General features: G+C 64.4%; 16 protein-coding genes. 12 read left to right on the top strand and 4 right to left on the bottom strand.

The window, feature by feature from the left end:
* The 7 genes from ABGX75_RS03545 to ABGX75_RS03515 all read left to right on the top strand — a co-directional run bounded on the left by ABGX75_RS03545 (position 1) and on the right by ABGX75_RS03515 (position 5,868).
* Positions 1–675: an NADH:ubiquinone reductase (Na(+)-transporting) subunit D gene (locus tag ABGX75_RS03545; protein ID WP_011506871.1), complete on the top strand. Its 675-nt coding sequence runs from the start codon at positions 1–3 to the stop codon at positions 673–675.
* Positions 675–1,295, top strand: a complete 621-nt coding sequence (nqrE, locus tag ABGX75_RS03540; protein ID WP_011506872.1) for an NADH:ubiquinone reductase (Na(+)-transporting) subunit E — start codon at positions 675–677, stop codon at positions 1,293–1,295. The genes ABGX75_RS03545 and nqrE overlap by 1 nt, the downstream gene beginning before the upstream one ends.
* A 22-nt stretch (positions 1,296–1,317) precedes the next feature.
* Positions 1,318–2,550, top strand: coding sequence for an NADH:ubiquinone reductase (Na(+)-transporting) subunit F (nqrF, locus tag ABGX75_RS03535; RefSeq protein ID WP_011506873.1), 1,233 nt, complete (start codon positions 1,318–1,320; stop codon positions 2,548–2,550).
* Positions 2,547–3,599: an FAD:protein FMN transferase gene (locus tag ABGX75_RS03530; RefSeq protein ID WP_052046642.1), complete on the top strand. Its 1,053-nt coding sequence runs from the start codon at positions 2,547–2,549 to the stop codon at positions 3,597–3,599. The genes nqrF and ABGX75_RS03530 overlap by 4 nt, the downstream gene beginning before the upstream one ends.
* The gene (gene nqrM, locus ABGX75_RS03525; protein WP_011506875.1) at positions 3,596–3,853 is read left to right on the top strand and encodes a (Na+)-NQR maturation NqrM; all 258 of its coding nucleotides are present in this window, start codon (positions 3,596–3,598) and stop codon (positions 3,851–3,853) included. The genes ABGX75_RS03530 and nqrM overlap by 4 nt, the downstream gene beginning before the upstream one ends.
* Positions 3,854–4,027: 174 nt before the next feature.
* Positions 4,028–5,446 carry a Si-specific NAD(P)(+) transhydrogenase gene (gene sthA / locus ABGX75_RS03520; protein ID WP_256985075.1) on the top strand — a complete coding sequence of 473 codons (1,419 nt, stop codon included), beginning with the start codon at positions 4,028–4,030 and terminating at the stop codon, positions 5,444–5,446.
* Positions 5,447–5,583: 137 nt separating this feature from the next.
* Positions 5,584–5,868, top strand: a complete 285-nt coding sequence (locus tag ABGX75_RS03515; RefSeq protein WP_011506877.1) for a YrhK family protein — start codon at positions 5,584–5,586, stop codon at positions 5,866–5,868.
* 5 nt (positions 5,869–5,873) lie between these two features.
* On the opposite strand, the gene ABGX75_RS03510 is transcribed toward ABGX75_RS03515, so the two are convergent.
* The 3 genes from ABGX75_RS03510 to ABGX75_RS03500 form a co-directional block, all read right to left on the bottom strand.
* Positions 5,874–6,734 carry a DNA replication terminus site-binding protein gene (locus ABGX75_RS03510; RefSeq protein WP_128690545.1) on the bottom strand — a complete coding sequence of 287 codons (861 nt, stop codon included), beginning with the start codon at positions 6,732–6,734 and terminating at the stop codon, positions 5,874–5,876.
* 143 nt (positions 6,735–6,877) lie between these two features.
* Positions 6,878–7,777 (bottom strand): carbon-nitrogen hydrolase, encoded by a 900-nt coding sequence (locus ABGX75_RS03505; protein ID WP_347410962.1) that lies wholly within the window; start codon positions 7,775–7,777, stop codon positions 6,878–6,880.
* A gap of 4 nt (positions 7,778–7,781) precedes the next feature.
* The gene (locus tag ABGX75_RS03500; protein ID WP_347410963.1) at positions 7,782–8,849 is read right to left on the bottom strand and encodes an agmatine deiminase family protein; all 1,068 of its coding nucleotides are present in this window, start codon (positions 8,847–8,849) and stop codon (positions 7,782–7,784) included.
* A 202-nt stretch (positions 8,850–9,051) separates the two neighbouring features.
* Here ABGX75_RS03500 and ABGX75_RS03495 point away from each other — a divergent pair, with 202 nt between their 5' ends.
* On the top strand, positions 9,052–10,293 hold the full coding sequence (locus ABGX75_RS03495) for a lipoprotein-releasing ABC transporter permease subunit (protein ID WP_347410964.1): 1,242 nt from the start codon (positions 9,052–9,054) through the stop codon (positions 10,291–10,293).
* 10 nt (positions 10,294–10,303) lie between these two features.
* Positions 10,304–11,017, top strand: coding sequence for an ATP-binding cassette domain-containing protein (locus ABGX75_RS03490; protein WP_258305802.1), 714 nt, complete (start codon positions 10,304–10,306; stop codon positions 11,015–11,017).
* A 4-nt stretch (positions 11,018–11,021) separates the two neighbouring features.
* Here ABGX75_RS03490 and ABGX75_RS03485 read toward each other — a convergent pair whose 3' ends face one another.
* The gene (locus ABGX75_RS03485) at positions 11,022–11,549 is read right to left on the bottom strand and encodes a DUF2062 domain-containing protein (RefSeq protein WP_035412940.1); all 528 of its coding nucleotides are present in this window, start codon (positions 11,547–11,549) and stop codon (positions 11,022–11,024) included.
* Positions 11,550–11,672: 123 nt separating this feature from the next.
* On the opposite strand from ABGX75_RS03485, the gene ABGX75_RS03480 reads away from it, so the two are divergent.
* The 3 genes from ABGX75_RS03480 to lpxK all read left to right on the top strand — a co-directional run bounded on the left by ABGX75_RS03480 (position 11,673) and on the right by lpxK (position 16,858).
* Positions 11,673–13,949: a DNA internalization-related competence protein ComEC/Rec2 gene (locus tag ABGX75_RS03480; protein ID WP_347410965.1), complete on the top strand. Its 2,277-nt coding sequence runs from the start codon at positions 11,673–11,675 to the stop codon at positions 13,947–13,949.
* 180 nt (positions 13,950–14,129) lie between these two features.
* On the top strand, positions 14,130–15,869 hold the full coding sequence (gene msbA, locus ABGX75_RS03475) for a lipid A export permease/ATP-binding protein MsbA (protein ID WP_011506885.1): 1,740 nt from the start codon (positions 14,130–14,132) through the stop codon (positions 15,867–15,869).
* A complete protein-coding gene (gene lpxK / locus ABGX75_RS03470) occupies positions 15,866–16,858 on the top strand; it encodes a tetraacyldisaccharide 4'-kinase (protein WP_035412459.1) in 993 nt (330 codons plus the stop codon). The genes msbA and lpxK overlap by 4 nt, the downstream gene beginning before the upstream one ends.
* The last annotated feature ends 3 nt before the right edge of the window (positions 16,859–16,861 follow it).

Below are 16,861 nucleotides of genomic sequence, written 5' to 3'. Positions count from 1 at the left end.
ATGGCTGCTGAGTCCGTAAAAGACGTTGTTCTCTCGCCAGTCTTCAAGAACAACCCGATCGCGCTGCAGGTGCTGGGGATCTGTTCGGCACTGGCGGTGACCAACTCCATGAGTGTGTCGTTGGTCATGGGCCTGGCCGTCATCGCGGTCACGGCGTGTTCCAACCTGTTCGTTTCGTTGATCCGTCAGCACATTCCGTCGTCGATCCGCATCATCGTGCAGATGACCATCATTGCCTCGCTGGTCATCGTGGTCGACCAGGTGCTCAAGGCATATGCCTACGAGATGTCCAAGCAGCTGTCGGTCTTCGTCGGTCTGATCATCACCAACTGCATCGTGATGGGGCGCGCCGAAGCCTACGCCATGCAGAACGGGCCGGTGATGAGCTTCCTCGACGGCGTCGGCAACGGCCTGGGTTACGCGGTGATCCTGCTGATCGTCGGCTTCGTGCGTGAGCTGTTCGGGTCGGGCAGCGTGTTCGGCTTCACGGTTCTGACGCCGGTTCAGGACGGTGGCTGGTACGTGCCCAACGGCCTGATGCTGCTGCCGCCGTCGGCGTTCTTCGTCATCGGCCTGATCATCTGGGTGCTGCGCAGCGTGCGTACCGAGCAGGTCGAGAAGACCGAATACCGGATCGTGGCCAACAGCAAGGCCAAGATTAAGGAGTCCGTGTGATGTTCGAGCATTACCTGAGCCTCTTCGTCAAGGCAGTGTTCGTGGAGAACATGGCACTGGCCTTCTTCCTGGGCATGTGCACGTTCCTTGCCGTTTCCAAGAAAATTTCCTCGGCCATCGGTCTGGGCATCGCGGTCGTGGTGGTGCTGACGATCACCGTCCCGGTCAACAACCTGATCCTGACGTACCTATTGAGTGAAGGCGCCTTGACCTGGACGGGCCTGGAAGGTGCCAGCAACATCGACCTGTCCTTCCTGGGGCTGCTGAGCTACATCGGTGTCATCGCGGCGCTGGTGCAGATCCTCGAGATGTTCCTCGACAAGTTCGTGCCGGCGCTCTACAACGCGCTGGGGGTGTTCCTGCCGTTGATCACGGTGAACTGCGCGATTCTCGGCGCTTCGCTGTTCATGGTGGAGCGCAGCTACGACTTCGGGGAATCGGTGATCTACGGTGCCGGTGCCGGTGTCGGCTGGGCGCTGGCGATCACCGCGCTGGCGGGCATTCGCGAAAAGCTCAAGTACAGTGATGTGCCGGCCAGCCTGCAGGGCCTGGGGATCACGTTCATTACCGTCGGACTGATGTCTTTGGGCTTCATGTCCTTCTCCGGCATTCAGCTCTAAGCAACGGAAATAGGAAACCGACATGGTTGATACATCCATCATCGTGATCGGCGTCGTCATGTTCACCGTGATCGTGCTCGGTCTGGTGGCGGTGATCTTGGCAGCGCGCAGCCGCCTGGTCAGCAGCGGTGACGTGTCCATCGAGATCAACGGCGACCCCGACAACACCCTGACCACCCAGGCGGGTGGCAAGCTGCTGCAAACGCTTGCCGCCAACGGCATCTTTCTATCCTCCGCATGCGGTGGCGGCGGCTCCTGCGCCCAGTGCCGGTGCCGCGTGGTCGACGGGGGCGGCTCGATTCTGCCCACCGAGGAATCGCACTTCACGCTGCGTGAGAAGAAGGAAGGCTGGCGGCTTTCCTGCCAGGTGCCGGTCAAGCAGGACATGAAGGTCGAGGTCCCCGAAGAGGTGTTCGGGGTCAAGAAGTGGGAATGCGAGGTCATCGAGAATCCCAACGTCGCCACCTTCATCAAGGAGCTCAACCTCAAGCTGCCCGAGGGCGAAGAGGTCGACTTCCGTGCCGGCGGCTACGTGCAGCTGGTGGCGCCGCCCTACGATATCAAGTTCTCGGATTTCGACATTGAGGAGGAGTATCGCGGCGACTGGGAGAAGTTCAAGCTGTTCGACATCGCCCACAAGAACAACGAAGAGATCATTCGCGCTTATTCGATGGCGAACTATCCCGATGAAAAGGGGATCCTCAAGTTCAACATTCGCATCGCGACGCCGCCGCCCAATACCAACCATCCGCCCGGTCTGATGTCGACCTATGTCTTCGCGCTCAAGCCGGGAGACAAGGTGACGGTCATGGGGCCCTTCGGTGAGTTCTTCGCCAAGGACACCGATGCCGAGATGATCTTCATCGGCGGCGGTGCGGGCATGGCGCCGATGCGCAGCCATATCTTCGACCAGCTCAAGCGCCTCAAGTCCACCCGCAAGATCTCGTTCTGGTACGGGGCACGCTCGTGGCGCGAGACCTTCTACAACGAAGAGTACGATCAGCTGGCCGAGGAGTTCGATAACTTCGAGTGGCACCTGGCGCTTTCGGATCCTCTGCCGGAAGACAACTGGCAGGGCGACACGGGCTTCATCCATAACGTGCTCTACGAGAAGTATCTCAAGGATCACCCGGCGCCCGAGGACTGCGAGTACTACATGTGCGGTCCGCCCATCATGAATGCCTCGGTCATCAAGATGCTGACCGACATGGGGGTCGAGCCCGAGAACATCATGCTGGACGACTTCGGCGGATGAAGCGGCATGCCCATCGTGCAGGGCCGGCCTGGAAAGGGCTGGTCCTGTTTGCGTTATTGGCCCTGGTCGGTTGCGACCGTTCGCCCGAAGCGCATCGCTTCGAAGGCCCCATTTTCGGCACGGGCTACCATGTCACGGTGTATGGCGACTTCAGCGACCGTCAGCTGACGTCGTTGAAGGACGGCATCGACGATGCCCTCGAAGACGTCGACCGGCTGATGTCCACCTACAAGCCGGAGTCGGAGTTGTCGCGCTTCAATGCCGCGCCGGTGGGGGAGCCGTTCGCGCTGTCTCCGCCCACGGCGCAGGTGATCGACGAGGCCATCGAGATCGGCGAACTCTCGAATGGCGCCTTCGACGTGACCGTCGGCGCTGCGGTGAATCTCTGGGGCTTCGGGCCGGACAAGCGTCCGGACGAGATCCCCAGCGACGCGGAAATCGCCGAGGCGCTGGACGAAGTCGATTTCCGGGCGTTGCATCTGAACGGCAACCGGCTGACCAAGACCAAGCCGGTATACGTCGACCTCTCCGGCATCGCCAAGGGATATGGCGTCGATCACGTGGCGGCGCGACTGGATGCCCTGGGCGTGACGTCCTATCTCGTCGAGGTGGGCGGTGAAATCCGCACGCGCGGTACCAAGCCCGGTGGCGAGCCCTGGCGGGTGGCGGTCGAGAAGCCGGTCTCCCGTGAGCGCAGCGTGCAGCGAGTGCTCGAACTCGAGGATGTCGCCGTCGCGACGTCGGGCGACTATCGTAATTATTACGAGGAAGACGGCCGGCGTTATTCGCATACCATCGATCCGCGCACCGGTCGCCCGATCACGCATCACCTCGCGTCGGTGACCGTCGTGGCGGAGCAGTGCTCCACGGCGGATGGTCTGGCCACGGCGCTGGAGGTGCTGGGGCCGAAGAAGGGCATGGCCCTGGCCAACCGTGAGGATATTGCGGCGTATTTCATCGTCAAAACCGATGAGGGCTTCACGACCGAACTCAGCGATGCGTTTCATGCCTATCTGGCAGAGCCGCCATCCGAAGGAGGTGAGCAATGACTATATGGATTCTGGTATTCGCGTTGATGCTGCTGCTGCTGGCCGGCATGGCCATCGGCGTCATCCTCGGGCGCAAGCCCATCGCCGGTTCCTGCGGCGGTCTCAATCAGCTGGGGTTGAAGGATGGCTGCGACATCTGCGGCGGCAACGACAAGGTCTGCGAGGAAGAAAGCCAGAAGCGTCGCAAGAGCGCACAGCGCAGCAGTGACGAAAGCCGTGGCGCCGACCTCGGTTACGACGCCGTACGGCGCTGACCGCACGCGTTCATGAATACTGACGTGGAATCGTTGGTTGAGTCCCATGCGCCTGAGGGCGTGTCCCGACATGACGATGCGACAGGTCCGTGAGGCGCGGCGCTCATCGCCGCGCTTCGTGCGACTCCTGTGCCGTGACCGGTCTTGCGTTGAGACTTATCGCAGCGGTTCCTCATGCACCAAGAGGAGCAGGCGAACCTAATGGCAGTTCACAATTTTGATGTGGTGGTGATTGGCTCGGGACCCGCCGGGGAGAGTGCGGCCATCAATGCGGCCAAGCACGGCAAGCGCGTGGCCATCGTCGAGAAGCAGCAGGCGGTCGGCGGCAATTGCACGCACTGGGGCACGATTCCCTCCAAGGCGCTGCGTCACCAGGTCAAGCAGATCATGCAGTTCAATACCAACCGCATGTTCCGCGACATCGGCGAACCGCGCTGGTTTTCCTTTCCTCGCGTGCTGGAGCGTTCCAAGGTCACCATCGACCAGCAGGTCGAGATGCGCACGCAGTTCTATTCGCGCAACCGCATCAACCTGTTCTTCGGCGTTGCCCGCTTCCGCGACGAGCACACCCTGACCGTGCGCGACAACCAGGATGGCGTCGAGGAACTCTGCGCCCAGCAGTTCGTCATCGCCACGGGATCGCGGCCGTATCGCCCGGCCGATATCAATTTCCGGCATCCGCGTATCTATTGCTCGGATACCATCCTGGGGCTGTCGCACACGCCGCGCACCTTGATCATCTTCGGGGCCGGGGTCATCGGTTCCGAGTACGCGTCGATCTTCTCGGGTCTGGGGGTCAAGGTCGACCTGATCGACATGCGCGAGCGGCTGTTGTCGTTCCTCGACGACGAGATCAGCGACGCGTTGTCCTATCATCTGCGTCAGAACGGCGTGCTGGTGCGTCACAACGAGGACTACGAGAGCATCGAGGGCGATGAGTCGGGCGTGATCGTCAAGCTCAAGTCGGGCAAGCGGTTGCGCGCCGACGCCTTTCTCTGGGCGAACGGGCGGACCGGCAACACCGACGAGCTGGGGCTGGAAAACATCGGCCTCGAGCCCAACGGGCGTGGTCAGCTGCAGGTCGATGAGCATTACCGCACCATGGTGCCGCACATCTATGCCGTGGGCGATGTCATCGGCTGGCCGAGCCTGGCCAGCGCGGCGTACGACCAGGGCCGCAGCGCCAGCGATGACTTCCTCGACGAGGACTTCCGCTTCGTCGAGGACATTCCCACGGGCATCTACACCATTCCCGAGATCAGTTCGGTGGGCAAGAACGAGCGCGAGCTGACCGAGGCCAAGGTGCCTTACGAAGTGGCGCAGGCGTTCTTCAAGGACACGGCGCGTGCGCAGATCACCGGCGATACCGTCGGCATGCTCAAGATTCTCTTCCATCGCGAGACGCTGGAGATCCTGGGCATTCACTGCTTCGGTGACCAGGCCTCCGAGATCCTGCATATCGGCCAGGCGATCATGCAGCAGAAGGGTGAGGCCAACACCTTGAAGTACTTCATCAATACCACGTTCAATTACCCGACCATGGCCGAGGCCTATCGGGTCGCGGCGCAAAACGGCTTGAACCGCGTGTTTTGATGAGATCCGATGATGTCGGGCGCGGCTGCGTGCAGCGGCCCCGGCGAGCCGACCGAGGTCGGCCCGCGACGAGCCGGCTTGCAAGCCGGCTCGTCGCGTTTGGGCGTCCACTCTCACACGAGCACAAGGAGGTTGTCATGCAACGAGAGGAGAAACCGAACAGCGACGAGACGACCTTCACGCTGGGGCGTGAAGAACTGATCGTGCATCGTCGCCATGAACTGGCCAGCACCGTGAACGATCTCATGCTGGGGCTGTGGTTCACGATCGGCAGTGTGTGCTTCTTCTTCCAGGGAGGCGTCAAGGAAGCCGGCATCTGGCTGTTCGTGATCGGCAGTCTGCAGTTGTTGATCCGGCCGGTGATCCGCCTGCACCGGCAGTTGACCCTCAAGCAATTGCCGTCCAGCAGTCAGGATTTCTGACGCGGCTAGCGGTAGCGATAGGCACGCAAGCTGGGCAGGAACGGCGTGTCCTCGAGCTTGGTATCGGCGCGCTTGGCTCTCGTGCGTGTCGGAGGCGGTGCATCGGCGGGCACGTTGTGCGGCGGCAGGCGCCCCTCCGGCGAGGGAATGAACAGCGGCAGGGGTACGTTCATGGCGCGCCTCTGGCGACCGTCGTCCAGCGCTTCGCGGAAGAACAGATTGGCGCGCATCACCGGCGTCTGGGTCTGTACCTGGGCGAGGGGCTCGCTGTCGGGAATGCCCGCCAGGGCGCGTAGCTGAATGCGGATATGAGGGCTGTCGCTGTCCATCTCCAGCAGGCGTCGCTCGGCATCGCGCACGCTCAGGCGCTTGATGGATCGGCCGCTGGTGTACCAGGCCAGACGCACCTGGGCGAGCGGTGCATCGGCGACGGGCAGGTGTCGCCAGCATTGCTTGAGATGCAGGCGTGCCAGGCCCTTGCCGCGCAGGTGGTCGTGCAGGGTAGGGTGACGAAAGGGCAGCACGGCCTTGGCTTCGGCGACCAGGCTCGGGAAGTGCTGGCGAATCTCGGCCAGGGTCGCCGCGAATGTCTGCTTGGCCTGGTTGACCTCATCGACATGGGCGAGCAGAGCCGAGTCGGCGGCGACCAGGCCGATGTAGTTGCGTGTCGCGCGGCCGTCCTGGCCATCCTGGTACCAGAAGTCCAGCAAAGCATGGCGCAGCCAGCGTGCCTCGAAGGGCGCTCCGCCCAGCACCCAGCCGTCCGGGGGGTGCCGCTCGGCATGACCGATCAGTGCTTCGCAGGTTTCGATCACGTGATCGAACTGATGTTCGAGCTGGGCGAGCAATCTGTATTGTCGTTCCATTTCTTATACCGTTATCTTCCGGTGTTGCTCGCCATCATGGCAACGACGGACCGCTCTGACAAGCCATCCTGACAATCCATGCCGGTAGACGGACACGCAGCGGCATGGGGCCGTTACGCGTCCGTCACGTCGCATGCATGGCGTCAGCGGTCGCGATAACGCTTGGTGAGCTCATCGTAGGCGTCGATGCGGCGGTCGCGCAGGTAGGGCCACACGCGGCGGACCTGCTCGCTGCGGCTCAGGTCGACGTCGACCAGCAGATGGGCGGGCGCGTCGTCGGCCTGTGCCAGCAGCTCGCCTTGCGGGCCGCACACGAAGCTGCCTCCCCAGAAATCGATGCCGGGACTGGCACCCGAGGGATCGGGCTCGTGTCCCACGCGATTGGCGACCAGCACCGGCAGGCCGTTGGCCACGCCGTGCGAGCGCTGAATCAGGGTCCAGGCATCCTTCTGGCGCTGTTTTTCCTCCGGCGCGTCGGTGGGTGTCCAGCCGATGGCGGTGGGGTACAGCAACAGATCGGCACCGGCCAGTGCCATGAGGCGCGCGGCTTCGGGATACCACTGATCCCAGCACACCAGCAGGCCGAGCCGACCCACGGAGGTATCGATCGGCTCGAAGCCGGCGCCGGCCTCGGCATCCCCGGGGGTGAAATAGAATTTCTCGTAAAAACCGGGATCGTCGGGAATATGCATCTTGCGATAATAGCCGACGCGTCCCTGCTGGCGATCGAAGACCACCGCCGTGTTGTGGTAGAGCCCCGCCGCGCGCCGTTCGAACAACGACCCGACGAGCACGATGTCGAGCTCGGCGGCGAGGGCGGCCAGGCGCTGCGCGCTGGGACCGTCGAGCGGCTCGGCCAGGTCGAAGAGGGTATCGTCTTCGGTCTGGCAAAAATAATGCGTGGCATGCAGCTCCTGCAGCAGTACCAGGGTCGCGCCCTGTGCGGCCAGGGCGCGAATGCCGGCCTCGCTTTCCGCCAGACTGCGTGCCTTGTCGGGCCAGGCCGCTTGTTGAACGAGTCCTACCTTGAGTGTCGCTGGCATGGGATCAGGCCTCCGAAGTGACGTCGCCGTTCGACGGCGTGAAGAGTGCGCCGCGCGGCAGCTGCATGGTCAGACAGTGCAGGCTGCCATGTTGGCGAATGACGGTGCGGCAGTCGATGGGGATGATGCTGCGTCCCGGAAAGGCACTGGCCAGTGCCGTCAGGGCCACGCCATCGGCGGCGTCGGCATAGGTGGGCACCAGCACCGCGCCGTTGATGATCAGGAAGTTGGCATACGTTGCCGGCAGACGGTGGCCATCGTCCGGGTCGTGACACGGCTGCGGCAGGGGCAGCGGAATCAGGCGATAGGCGCTGCCGTCGGCGCGACGCATGGCCTTGAGCTCGCTTTCCATCTGGGCGAGGGCCGGGTAGTGCGGATCGTCCGGATCCTCGCAGCGGACATAGGCGATGGTGTGTGGGTCGCAGAAACGCGCCAGCGTATCGATGTGGCTGTCGGTGTCATCGCCCTCGAGGTGGCCCTGCGTGAGCCACAGGAAGCGTTCGATACCCAGGTCGTCGCGCAAGCGCGCTTCGATGTCCTCGCGAGTCAAGTCCGGGTTGCGGTTGGGGTTGAGCAGACACGCCTCGGTGACCAGCAGAGTCCCTTCGCCATCGCTGTCGATGGCACCGCCCTCCAGCACCAGATCGCGTTGCTCGCAGGGCGCGGCATAAATGCCGATGTCCGCCAGGGCCGCGGTCAGGGCATCATCACGCTGGGCGGGAAACTTGCCGCCCCAGCCGGTGAAGTGGTAATCCAGCAGCACCACCCCCGATTGCCGCTCGACGGCGATGGGGCCGTGGTCGCGGGTCCAGGTGTCGTCGGAGGGGGCGACGATGAGTCGCCACTGCTTCGGATGAACGCCCAGTTGCATGAAACGCGCATCGAGGCGCTGCCGGGTGGGTGCATCGGCGACGACGATCAGCACCGGCTGGAAGCGGGTGATGGCGACCACGATGGCTTCCATGGTGGCTTCGATGCGTTCGAGCAGAGGCTCCCAGTCGCTTTCCGTCGTGGGCCAGGTGAGCTGAATGGCATCCTGGGGATGCCATTCGGGGAACAGGCGTGGGAGCATTGCGGTCTCCTATGGGGATTGGGGCGCCTCGGCGTCGAATGATCGCGGTGCGGGGTGGCCGCGGCATTTTAGTCTGCGCCGACACGGATGCAAGTGTCACGAAGGACCCACGGGCGGCCGATGCGGCGCCCTTCGATGGCTCATGCAGGAACGCGCAAAAACACGTACCATGAGCCCGGCTCATACCAAGGAATCGATGTCGATGCTGGATCGCTTGCCGTTTCTTATCGGACTGCGCTACGTGCGCGCCAAACGTCGCAACCATTTTATTTCCTTCATTTCCCTCACTTCCATGCTCGGCCTGATGCTGGGGGTGGCGGTGCTGATTCTCGTGCTGTCGGTGATGAATGGTTTCGATCATGAACTGCGGACGCGGGTACTGGGCATGGTGCCGCATACCCGCATCGAAGCCCAGGGGGGCATGACGGACTGGAAGGCGCTCGCCGAACGCCTCGAGAAGCGTGATCACGTCATCGGTGCGGCCCCGTTCGTGCAACAGCAGGGGATGTTTTCCTCCGAGGGGCGCACGCAAGGCGCGATGGTCAACGGGATTCAACCGGACTATGAAAGCAAGGTCTCGATCATCGACGAGCACATGACGCGTGGCTCGCTGGATGATCTGGCGCCCGGGGAGTGGCACGTGGTGCTGGGGGATCTGCTGGCGCGCAATCTCGGCGTGGGGGTCGGGGATCGCGTGACGCTGCTGGTGCCCGAGGCCTCGATCACACCGGGAGGCGTGTTCCCGCGGCTCAAGCGCTTCACCGTCAGCGGCATCTTCAAGGTGGGGGCCGACCTGGACGCCAACCTTGCCTATGCCAACATCCAGGACATGCAGACGCTGGGACGCCTGGGCGACTCGGTGGAAGGCCTGCGTCTGGAACTGGACGACCTGTTTCAGGCAGGGCCGGTCACGCGCGCGATCGTGAACGACCTGGGGAGCGGCTATCGGGGGGTGGACTGGACCTACACCCACGGCAATCTCTTCCAGGCCATCCAGATGGAAAAGCGCATGATCGGCTTGCTGCTGATGGTGATCGTCGCCGTGGCGGCATTCAATATCGTCTCCACGCTGGTCATGGTGGTGACCGACAAGCATGCCGATATCGCCATCCTGCGGACCATCGGCGCCAAGCCGGGGACCATCATGCGCATCTTCATGGTGCAAGGCATGGCGATCGGCATCATCGGCATCGTCGTGGGGGTGTTGCTCGGCGTGGTGCTGGCACTGTCCGTGTCGGATCTGATCGCCTGGTTCGAGGCGTTGACCGGTATCCACTTCCTGGACCCGAATGTCTATTTCATCAGCTACCTGCCCTCGCAACTTCAGTGGTGCGATGTGGGCATCATCGTGGGATCGGCCTTCGTGCTGACATTCCTGTCAACGCTGTATCCCGCCTGGCGGGCGGCGCGTATTCAACCGGCCGAGGTATTGCGCTATGAGTGAGGACACCGCGATGGCATCGAACGACACCCCGGCGTTCGCCAACAACGAGATCATGCTGAAGTGCGAGGGCCTGACGCGCATTTATCGCGAAGGCCCGCAGGATGTCACCGTGCTCGATGCCTTGGAACTGGAAGTACGCGCCGGCGAGCGCGTCGCCGTCGTGGGCAGCTCGGGCTCGGGCAAGACGACGCTGCTCAATTTGCTGGGCGGGCTGGATCGCCCGAGTGCCGGCGAGGTGCGCATCGCCGGTCAGTCGCTTGCCGAGATGGGGGAGGCGGCGCTGGGCAGCTTCCGCAACCGGCACATCGGCTTCGTCTATCAGTTCCACCACCTTCTGGCGGAGTTTTCGGCCCTGGAGAATGTCGCCATGCCCCTGCTCATCCGGGGGCAGACGCGCCAGGAGGCCCAGGCGCGGGCACGGGAAATTCTGGCGAAGGTGGGCATGGAAGCGCGCGGCGAGCATAAGCCGGGCGAATTGTCCGGCGGCGAACGGCAGCGCGTCGCGATCGCACGCGCCCTGGTGACCGATCCCAGCCTGGTGCTGATGGACGAGCCGACGGGCAACCTCGACCAGACCACGGCAGGCCACATTCTGGCGCTGATGGACGGGCTCGCCGCGCAGAGCGCGTGTGCCTTCATCATCGTGACGCACGACCCCGGGCTGGCCGCGCATCAGGACCGGGTCATGCGTCTCGATCAGGGGCGCCTGAGCGAGGACGCATAGCACTTCATGCCTGGCGCTGGCGGCGCTGCCGAGCGCGGCGCTTCCAGCTCCGGGCCACCTGCCAACGCCAGATCAGGCGAATCGTCAGGTTGCTCAGCAGCCCCACGACGATCGCCACCACGATCGACCCGGTCAGCAGGGCCGGCAGAATGTCCGCCATCTTCTCGGCGATCCACGAGGTCGAAAGTCGGTCCGGCATGTGCCTGGCCGGCGTGTCGAGCAGCCAGGCGCCCACCCGATAGTTGAAATAGAAGATGACCGGCATGGTGAGCGGGTTGGTCAGCCACACGAGGCTGACCGACAGCGGGAGATTGCAGCGCAAGAGCCAGGCACCGAACGCGGCGGCCAGCATCTGCAAGGGAATCGGCAACAAGGCAACGAACAGCCCGACCATGAAAGCGTTGCCCACACTGCGGCGTGACAGCATCCATAGCGACGGATCGCCCAGCAGGTGATGCATGAAACGCAGCGATTTCTGGCGTCTCAGCGTTTCCGGCCGGGGCATGTAACGCTGCAGGAGTCGGCGAGGCATGGTCCACGGGCTATCGAAATGTCGATTCATTATCCATACAACCCGATGCTCTCGCCATCGTTGCACGCAAGCCGGCGACGATCGATCATATATCCGTTTTTTCTAAATTGAAGACTCGGACGGATGCGGATCGGTTGGGCGATGCCGCTGGCGTTGTCGGCCCTGGTCGGTAGCGTCTGGGGCGGGTGGGGCGTGTCGAGCGCCGCGGGGCCGTGGGGACTGCTGTGCCTGCTGGCGGTGGCTCAGGCCCGCTGGCGCGGGCTGGCGATGCTGCTGGTGGCGGGATGGTGTGCGCTGAATGTCGCCGTACAAGCGGCGGGCGAACTCCCCGAGGGGCTGGCGCGTCAGGATGTCGCGCTCGAGGGGCGGGTGACACAGGTGAGCCGCGATCACGGGCTGGCCAAGCTGCGTCTCGCGGTCGAGCGCTGCGTGCCCCGGGCAGCGGGATTGCCGCCTTGCACGCGTCTGTCACGGGTACGCCTCTCCTGGTACGACGCGCCCGCGCTGCGTGTCGGCGATCAGTGGCGCCTGACGGCGCGCCTGCGCCCGCCGCAGGGCTTCGCCAACGGCTATGGTTTCGACTATGCCGCATGGCTGTGGCGTGAAGGCATCCAGGCGACGGGCTATGTGCGTGATGCCGCGTCCGCGCAGCGCCTCCAGGCGGCCCCCGCCGACCTGCGCGAGACGGGGCTGGCATTTCTGGAGGCACGTGCGTTGTCGCCGCTCGGCAAGCGCTGGCTGGCGGCATTGACCCTCGGCGCCGGCGAGCGGTTGACCCAGGACGACTGGGATCTGCTCAACGCCACCGGTACCACGCACCTCATGGTGATCTCGGGGTTGCATGTCGGCCTGGTGACGAGCGTCGCGCTCTGTCTGCTGCGTTTCCTGGCGCGCGTCGTGACGCCGGGACGCTGGCGACTCGCGGCCTGGCCGTGGTGGCTGGCCGGGGCGTCGGCACTGGGGTATGCCGGTCTGGCGGGTTTCGAGCCGCCGGCCCTGCGCGCCACGGTGATGGCGCTGCTGGGGTTGTGGGTGGCCAGCGGTCGCCATGCGCCCGGCCCCTGGCAGGCCTGGTGGCTGGCATTGCTGGTGGTCGTCACGGGCGACCCGTTGACGGTGTGGCAGCCCGGGCTCTGGCTGTCGTTCCTGGCGGTAGGGGTGTTGATCGCCGCCTGGCAGGGCAGGCCGGTGCCGCGTGGCGCGAGGGGATGGCTGCTCGCCCTGGTACGCTCGCAATGCCTGCTGGCGCCCTTCATGGCGGCGGCCGTGCTGGTGGGGTTCGAGCGCTTGTCGTCGGCCGCGCCCTTGATCAACCTGGTTGCCGTGCCGCTGGTGGGAAGCCTGATGGTACCGCTGGGGCTGGCGGGGTGGGCCCTGGCCTGGTCGCCGGGGCTGGCCATGTTGCCCTGGCGGGCCTTCGATGCCCTGGCCCAGCTCGTCTGGCAAGGGCTCGCGTGGATGGGCGAAATCGTGCCATCGTGGTTGCCACCGGGCGAGGAAATCCTGCCCCTGGCGTTGCTGCTGGCTGCCTGGGGGGGAGCATGGCTGATGCCGGGCCTCGCGCGGTCCGTTCGTGTGTGGGCCTCGCTGAGCCTGATCGCTCTGGCACTGACCTGGCAGCCGTCGACGATTCCGCCGGGGCGGGTCGTGGTCACCGTCCACGATGTGGGGCAGGGGCAACTGGTTGAACTGCGCAGTGCCACGCAACGCATGCTGTTCGATACGGGGCCGCGTTACGGCTCGGGGTTCGCCCCCGCCGCCACGTTGTGGCCGCCGGGGCGTCGCTTCGACGATGTCATCGTCAGTCACAGCGATCGCGACCATGCCGGCGGCGTGGCCACGTTACGCGACATGCATCATGTCGGGCGCTGGTGGGGGCCGCCGAACATGGCGGTGGGCGTTGCCACGCACGCCTGCCGTCAAGGCGTGGCCTGGCGGCGCGACGAGGTGAGTTACCGGTTCTTGTCGCCGCGTTCCGGTGACTCGGCATTGAGCGACAACGATCGCTCCTGCGTGCTGAGCGTGACGGCCGGCGGGCAGCGCTTGCTGATCATGGGGGATGCTGGCACCACCATCGAGCGCCGTCTGCTGCGAGACGCCGAGCGCCCGCTGACGGTGCTGATCGCCGGCCACCACGGCAGCCGTACGAGTTCGTCACCGGCCTTCGTCGCGCGGGTACGTCCTCGGCATGTGATCTTCAGCGCCGGCCGCGACAACGCCCATGGCCATCCTCATCCCGAGGTGGTGCGCCGTTTCCGGCGCGCCGGGAGCTGTCTGTGGAATACCGCCGTCGACGGCGCGTTGCGTTTCACCCTGGGCGAGGCTCCGTTGCGCATGCGGCCCGCGCGCCCGCCCGGCGGTGTCGAAGGGCCGTGCATTGGGGTAGAATCCGGCGATTGAGCGGTCACCCCTCGTATCCCGTGTGGCATCGCTCTACATGCAGAGCCGGGCGAGCGTCGCCGATGGCCATGCATGGCGCTCGGGGCGATGGCGAAGGGCTGCCATCCGGGCGTCATGCAGCGACTTCAGTATTTGCCCCGGGAGATGGGGCGAGCAAGCCTCTCGACAAGCGGAGACGCCGTGAGAAACGCTACCAGTTGGTCCCTTTACCGTCGCTTGCTGAGTTACGTCAGACCGTATTGGAAGGCATTCCTGGCCGCCGTGGTGGGCTATGCCATCTATGCGGCCTCGAGCACCGCGCTCGCAGAGATGATGAAGCGTCTGATCGACGGCATTCAGAATCCCGATGCGGCATTTCGTCTCATGCTGCCCCTGTTCGTGATCGGCATGTTCGCGGCGCGTGGCGTGGGAACCTTCCTGGGCACCTATTACATGAGCGACGTGGCCCGTAACGTGGTGCATGCACTGCGCTGCGAGGTCTTCAATCACATGCTGCGCCTGCCGGGGCGTTTCTTCGACATGCACTCGAGCGGTCATCTGCTCTCGCGCGTCACCTACCATGTCGAACAGGTCACCGGAGCGGCCACCAACGCGATCACCATCATCCTGCGCGAAGGGCTGTTCGTGATCGGTCTGGTCAGCTATCTGCTGTGGACCAACTGGATGCTGACGCTCATCTTCATGGCCGTCACCCCGTTGATCGGGCTGGTCGTCAATTACACCAGCAAGCGTTTCCGCCGCTTGTCGCGGCGCATACAGAATTCCATGGGCGATGTCACTCATGTGGCGTCCGAGGCGCTGTCGGGGTATCGGGTGGTGCGTACCCACGGTGCCGAAGCCTACGAAAAGGCGCGCTTCGCCGAGGCCAGCGATTACAACCGCGAACAGAGCATGAAGGTGGCCCTGACCAAGGCGGTGAGCACGCCGGTCATTCAGCTGCTGGTGGCGCTTTCCCTGGCGGGACTGGTTTGGCTGGCGATGTCGCCGGCACTCATGGCGTCGATGACGCCGGGCGAGTTCGTGGCCTTCATTACCGCTGCTTCGTTGATGGCCAAGCCGGTACGCCAGCTGACCGAAGTCAACAGCACGATCCAGAAAGGGCTTTCCGCCTCCCAGGAATTGTTCGGTCTGCTCGAACAGCCGCCCGAGGTCGACGAAGGCAGCTACGTGCCGGCGCGCATCGACGGTCGTGTCCGCTTCGAGGGCGTGCGCTTTCGCTACGGCGAGGATCAGGCGGAAGTGCTCAAGGGCATCGACCTGGACGTGCCCCAGGGCGAGATGATTGCCATCGTGGGGCGTTCCGGCAGCGGCAAGTCGACGCTGGTCAGCCTGATGCCGCGCTTCTATCGGCCCACCGAAGGCCGGGTGCTGCTGGATGACGTGGATATCCAGGAATACGCGCTGTCACCGCTGCGTCAGCGTATCGCACTGGTGTCCCAGCAAGTCACGCTGTTCAATACCACCATCGCCGCCAATATCGCCTACGGCCATCCCGACGCGGATCGCGAGGCGGTCGAGAGCGCGGCACGTTCCGCCTACGCGCACGAGTTCATCGAGCGCTTGCCCAACGGTTACGATACCGTCGTCGGCGACAACGGCGTTATGCTGTCCGGTGGCCAGCGGCAGCGCCTGGCCATCGCGCGGGCCATCTTCAAGGATGCGCCGCTGCTGGTGCTCGACGAAGCGACGTCGGCGCTGGATACCGAGTCCGAACGCTATATCCAGCAGGCGCTGGAACGGGTATGCCGGGGGCGCACGACCTTCGTCATCGCGCATCGCCTGTCGACCATCGAACGTGCTGATCGCATCCTGGTCATGGAGCAGGGCGAAATCATCGAGAGCGGCACGCATGGCGAACTGTTGGCCCAAGACGGTGCCTATGCGGCGCTTCATCAACTGCAATTCCAGGAGGCCGAGTGAGTCGCTTGCAGGATGCCTGGTACCGCGACGCGGCCTGGCTCGTACCGTTGCGTCCCTTGGCGGGGCTCTACGCCCAGGTCATGAGTGCGCGACGTAGAGCCTATCAGCGTGGCACGAAGAAAGTCTGGACACCCCCGGTGCCGTTGATCGTGATCGGCAACTTGTCCGTGGGTGGCACCGGCAAGTCACCCCTGGTGGCATGGATGGGGCGCTGGTTACGAGAACGCGGCTGGCACCCGGGCATCGTGTCGCGGGGATATGGCGGCCATGCACATCGTTATCCGCTGTACGTCACGCCGGAAACCTCGCCCGTGGAAGCGGGGGACGAGCCGGTCATGCTCGCGGCGCAGACAGGACTGCCCGTGGCGGTCGACCCCGATCGTCCGCGAGCCGCGCGCAAGCTGATCGCCGCGGGGTGCGACATCTTGCTGTCCGACGATGGCCTGCAGCACCTGGCGATGGGACGCGACATCGAACTGGTGGTCGTTGACGGCGCAAGGGGGTTCGGCAATGGCCGTTGCCTGCCCGCCGGGCCGCTGCGCGAGCCGCTGTCGCGCCTGCATGAAGTGGATGCGGTGATCGGCAATGGCGCCCTCGAGCAGGATCTTCCCGTGCCTCATCACGGCATGCGCCTGGTGCCCTCGCGCTGGCGGCATCTGATCGACGATGTCTGCTATCCCATCGAGGGGCGTCCCTTCAACGGCCGTGTGCACGCGCTGGCGGGCATCGGCCATCCCACGCGGTTTTTCGATACCCTCAAGACGCTGGACGTCGAATTCGATCCCTGTCCGCTGGCCGATCATCATCGATTCGATGCCGCCGATCTTCAATTTTCCGATAACCGGCCGGTCGTGATGACGGCCAAGGACGCGGTCAAATGCCGGCCCTTCGCTCATGAACGTTGCTGGGTGCTCGATGTGGAAGCGCATCCCGACGCCGCATTCGTGACATGGCTGGAGGGCCGCTTGGCGGCGCTGACCGAGAGGTGATGC

This window comes from Chromohalobacter sp. (genome assembly GCF_039830575.1).
Taxonomy (GTDB): Bacteria; Pseudomonadota; Gammaproteobacteria; order Pseudomonadales; family Halomonadaceae; genus Chromohalobacter; species Chromohalobacter israelensis.
This window is presented reverse-complemented; position numbering and strand designations above follow the sequence as displayed.

Bases quoted from the DNA above. Each gene is read 5' to 3' on its own strand.
- ABGX75_RS03545 (WP_011506871.1), top strand. From the start codon at position 1: ATGGCTGCTGAGTCCGTAAAAGACGTTGTTCTCTCGCCAGTCTTCAAG.
- nqrE (WP_011506872.1), top strand. From the start codon at position 675: ATGTTCGAGCATTACCTGAGCCTCTTCGTCAAGGCAGTGTTCGTGGAG.
- nqrF (WP_011506873.1), top strand. From the start codon at position 1,318: ATGGTTGATACATCCATCATCGTGATCGGCGTCGTCATGTTCACCGTG.
- ABGX75_RS03530 (WP_052046642.1), top strand. From the start codon at position 2,547: ATGAAGCGGCATGCCCATCGTGCAGGGCCGGCCTGGAAAGGGCTGGTC.
- nqrM (WP_011506875.1), top strand. From the start codon at position 3,596: ATGACTATATGGATTCTGGTATTCGCGTTGATGCTGCTGCTGCTGGCC.
- sthA (WP_256985075.1), top strand. From the start codon at position 4,028: ATGCACCAAGAGGAGCAGGCGAACCTAATGGCAGTTCACAATTTTGAT.
- ABGX75_RS03515 (WP_011506877.1), top strand. From the start codon at position 5,584: ATGCAACGAGAGGAGAAACCGAACAGCGACGAGACGACCTTCACGCTG.
- ABGX75_RS03510 (WP_128690545.1), bottom strand. From the start codon at position 6,734: ATGGAACGACAATACAGATTGCTCGCCCAGCTCGAACATCAGTTCGAT.
- ABGX75_RS03505 (WP_347410962.1), bottom strand. From the start codon at position 7,777: ATGCCAGCGACACTCAAGGTAGGACTCGTTCAACAAGCGGCCTGGCCC.
- ABGX75_RS03500 (WP_347410963.1), bottom strand. From the start codon at position 8,849: ATGCTCCCACGCCTGTTCCCCGAATGGCATCCCCAGGATGCCATTCAG.
- ABGX75_RS03495 (WP_347410964.1), top strand. From the start codon at position 9,052: ATGCTGGATCGCTTGCCGTTTCTTATCGGACTGCGCTACGTGCGCGCC.
- ABGX75_RS03490 (WP_258305802.1), top strand. From the start codon at position 10,304: ATGGCATCGAACGACACCCCGGCGTTCGCCAACAACGAGATCATGCTG.
- ABGX75_RS03485 (WP_035412940.1), bottom strand. From the start codon at position 11,549: ATGCCTCGCCGACTCCTGCAGCGTTACATGCCCCGGCCGGAAACGCTG.
- ABGX75_RS03480 (WP_347410965.1), top strand. From the start codon at position 11,673: ATGCGGATCGGTTGGGCGATGCCGCTGGCGTTGTCGGCCCTGGTCGGT.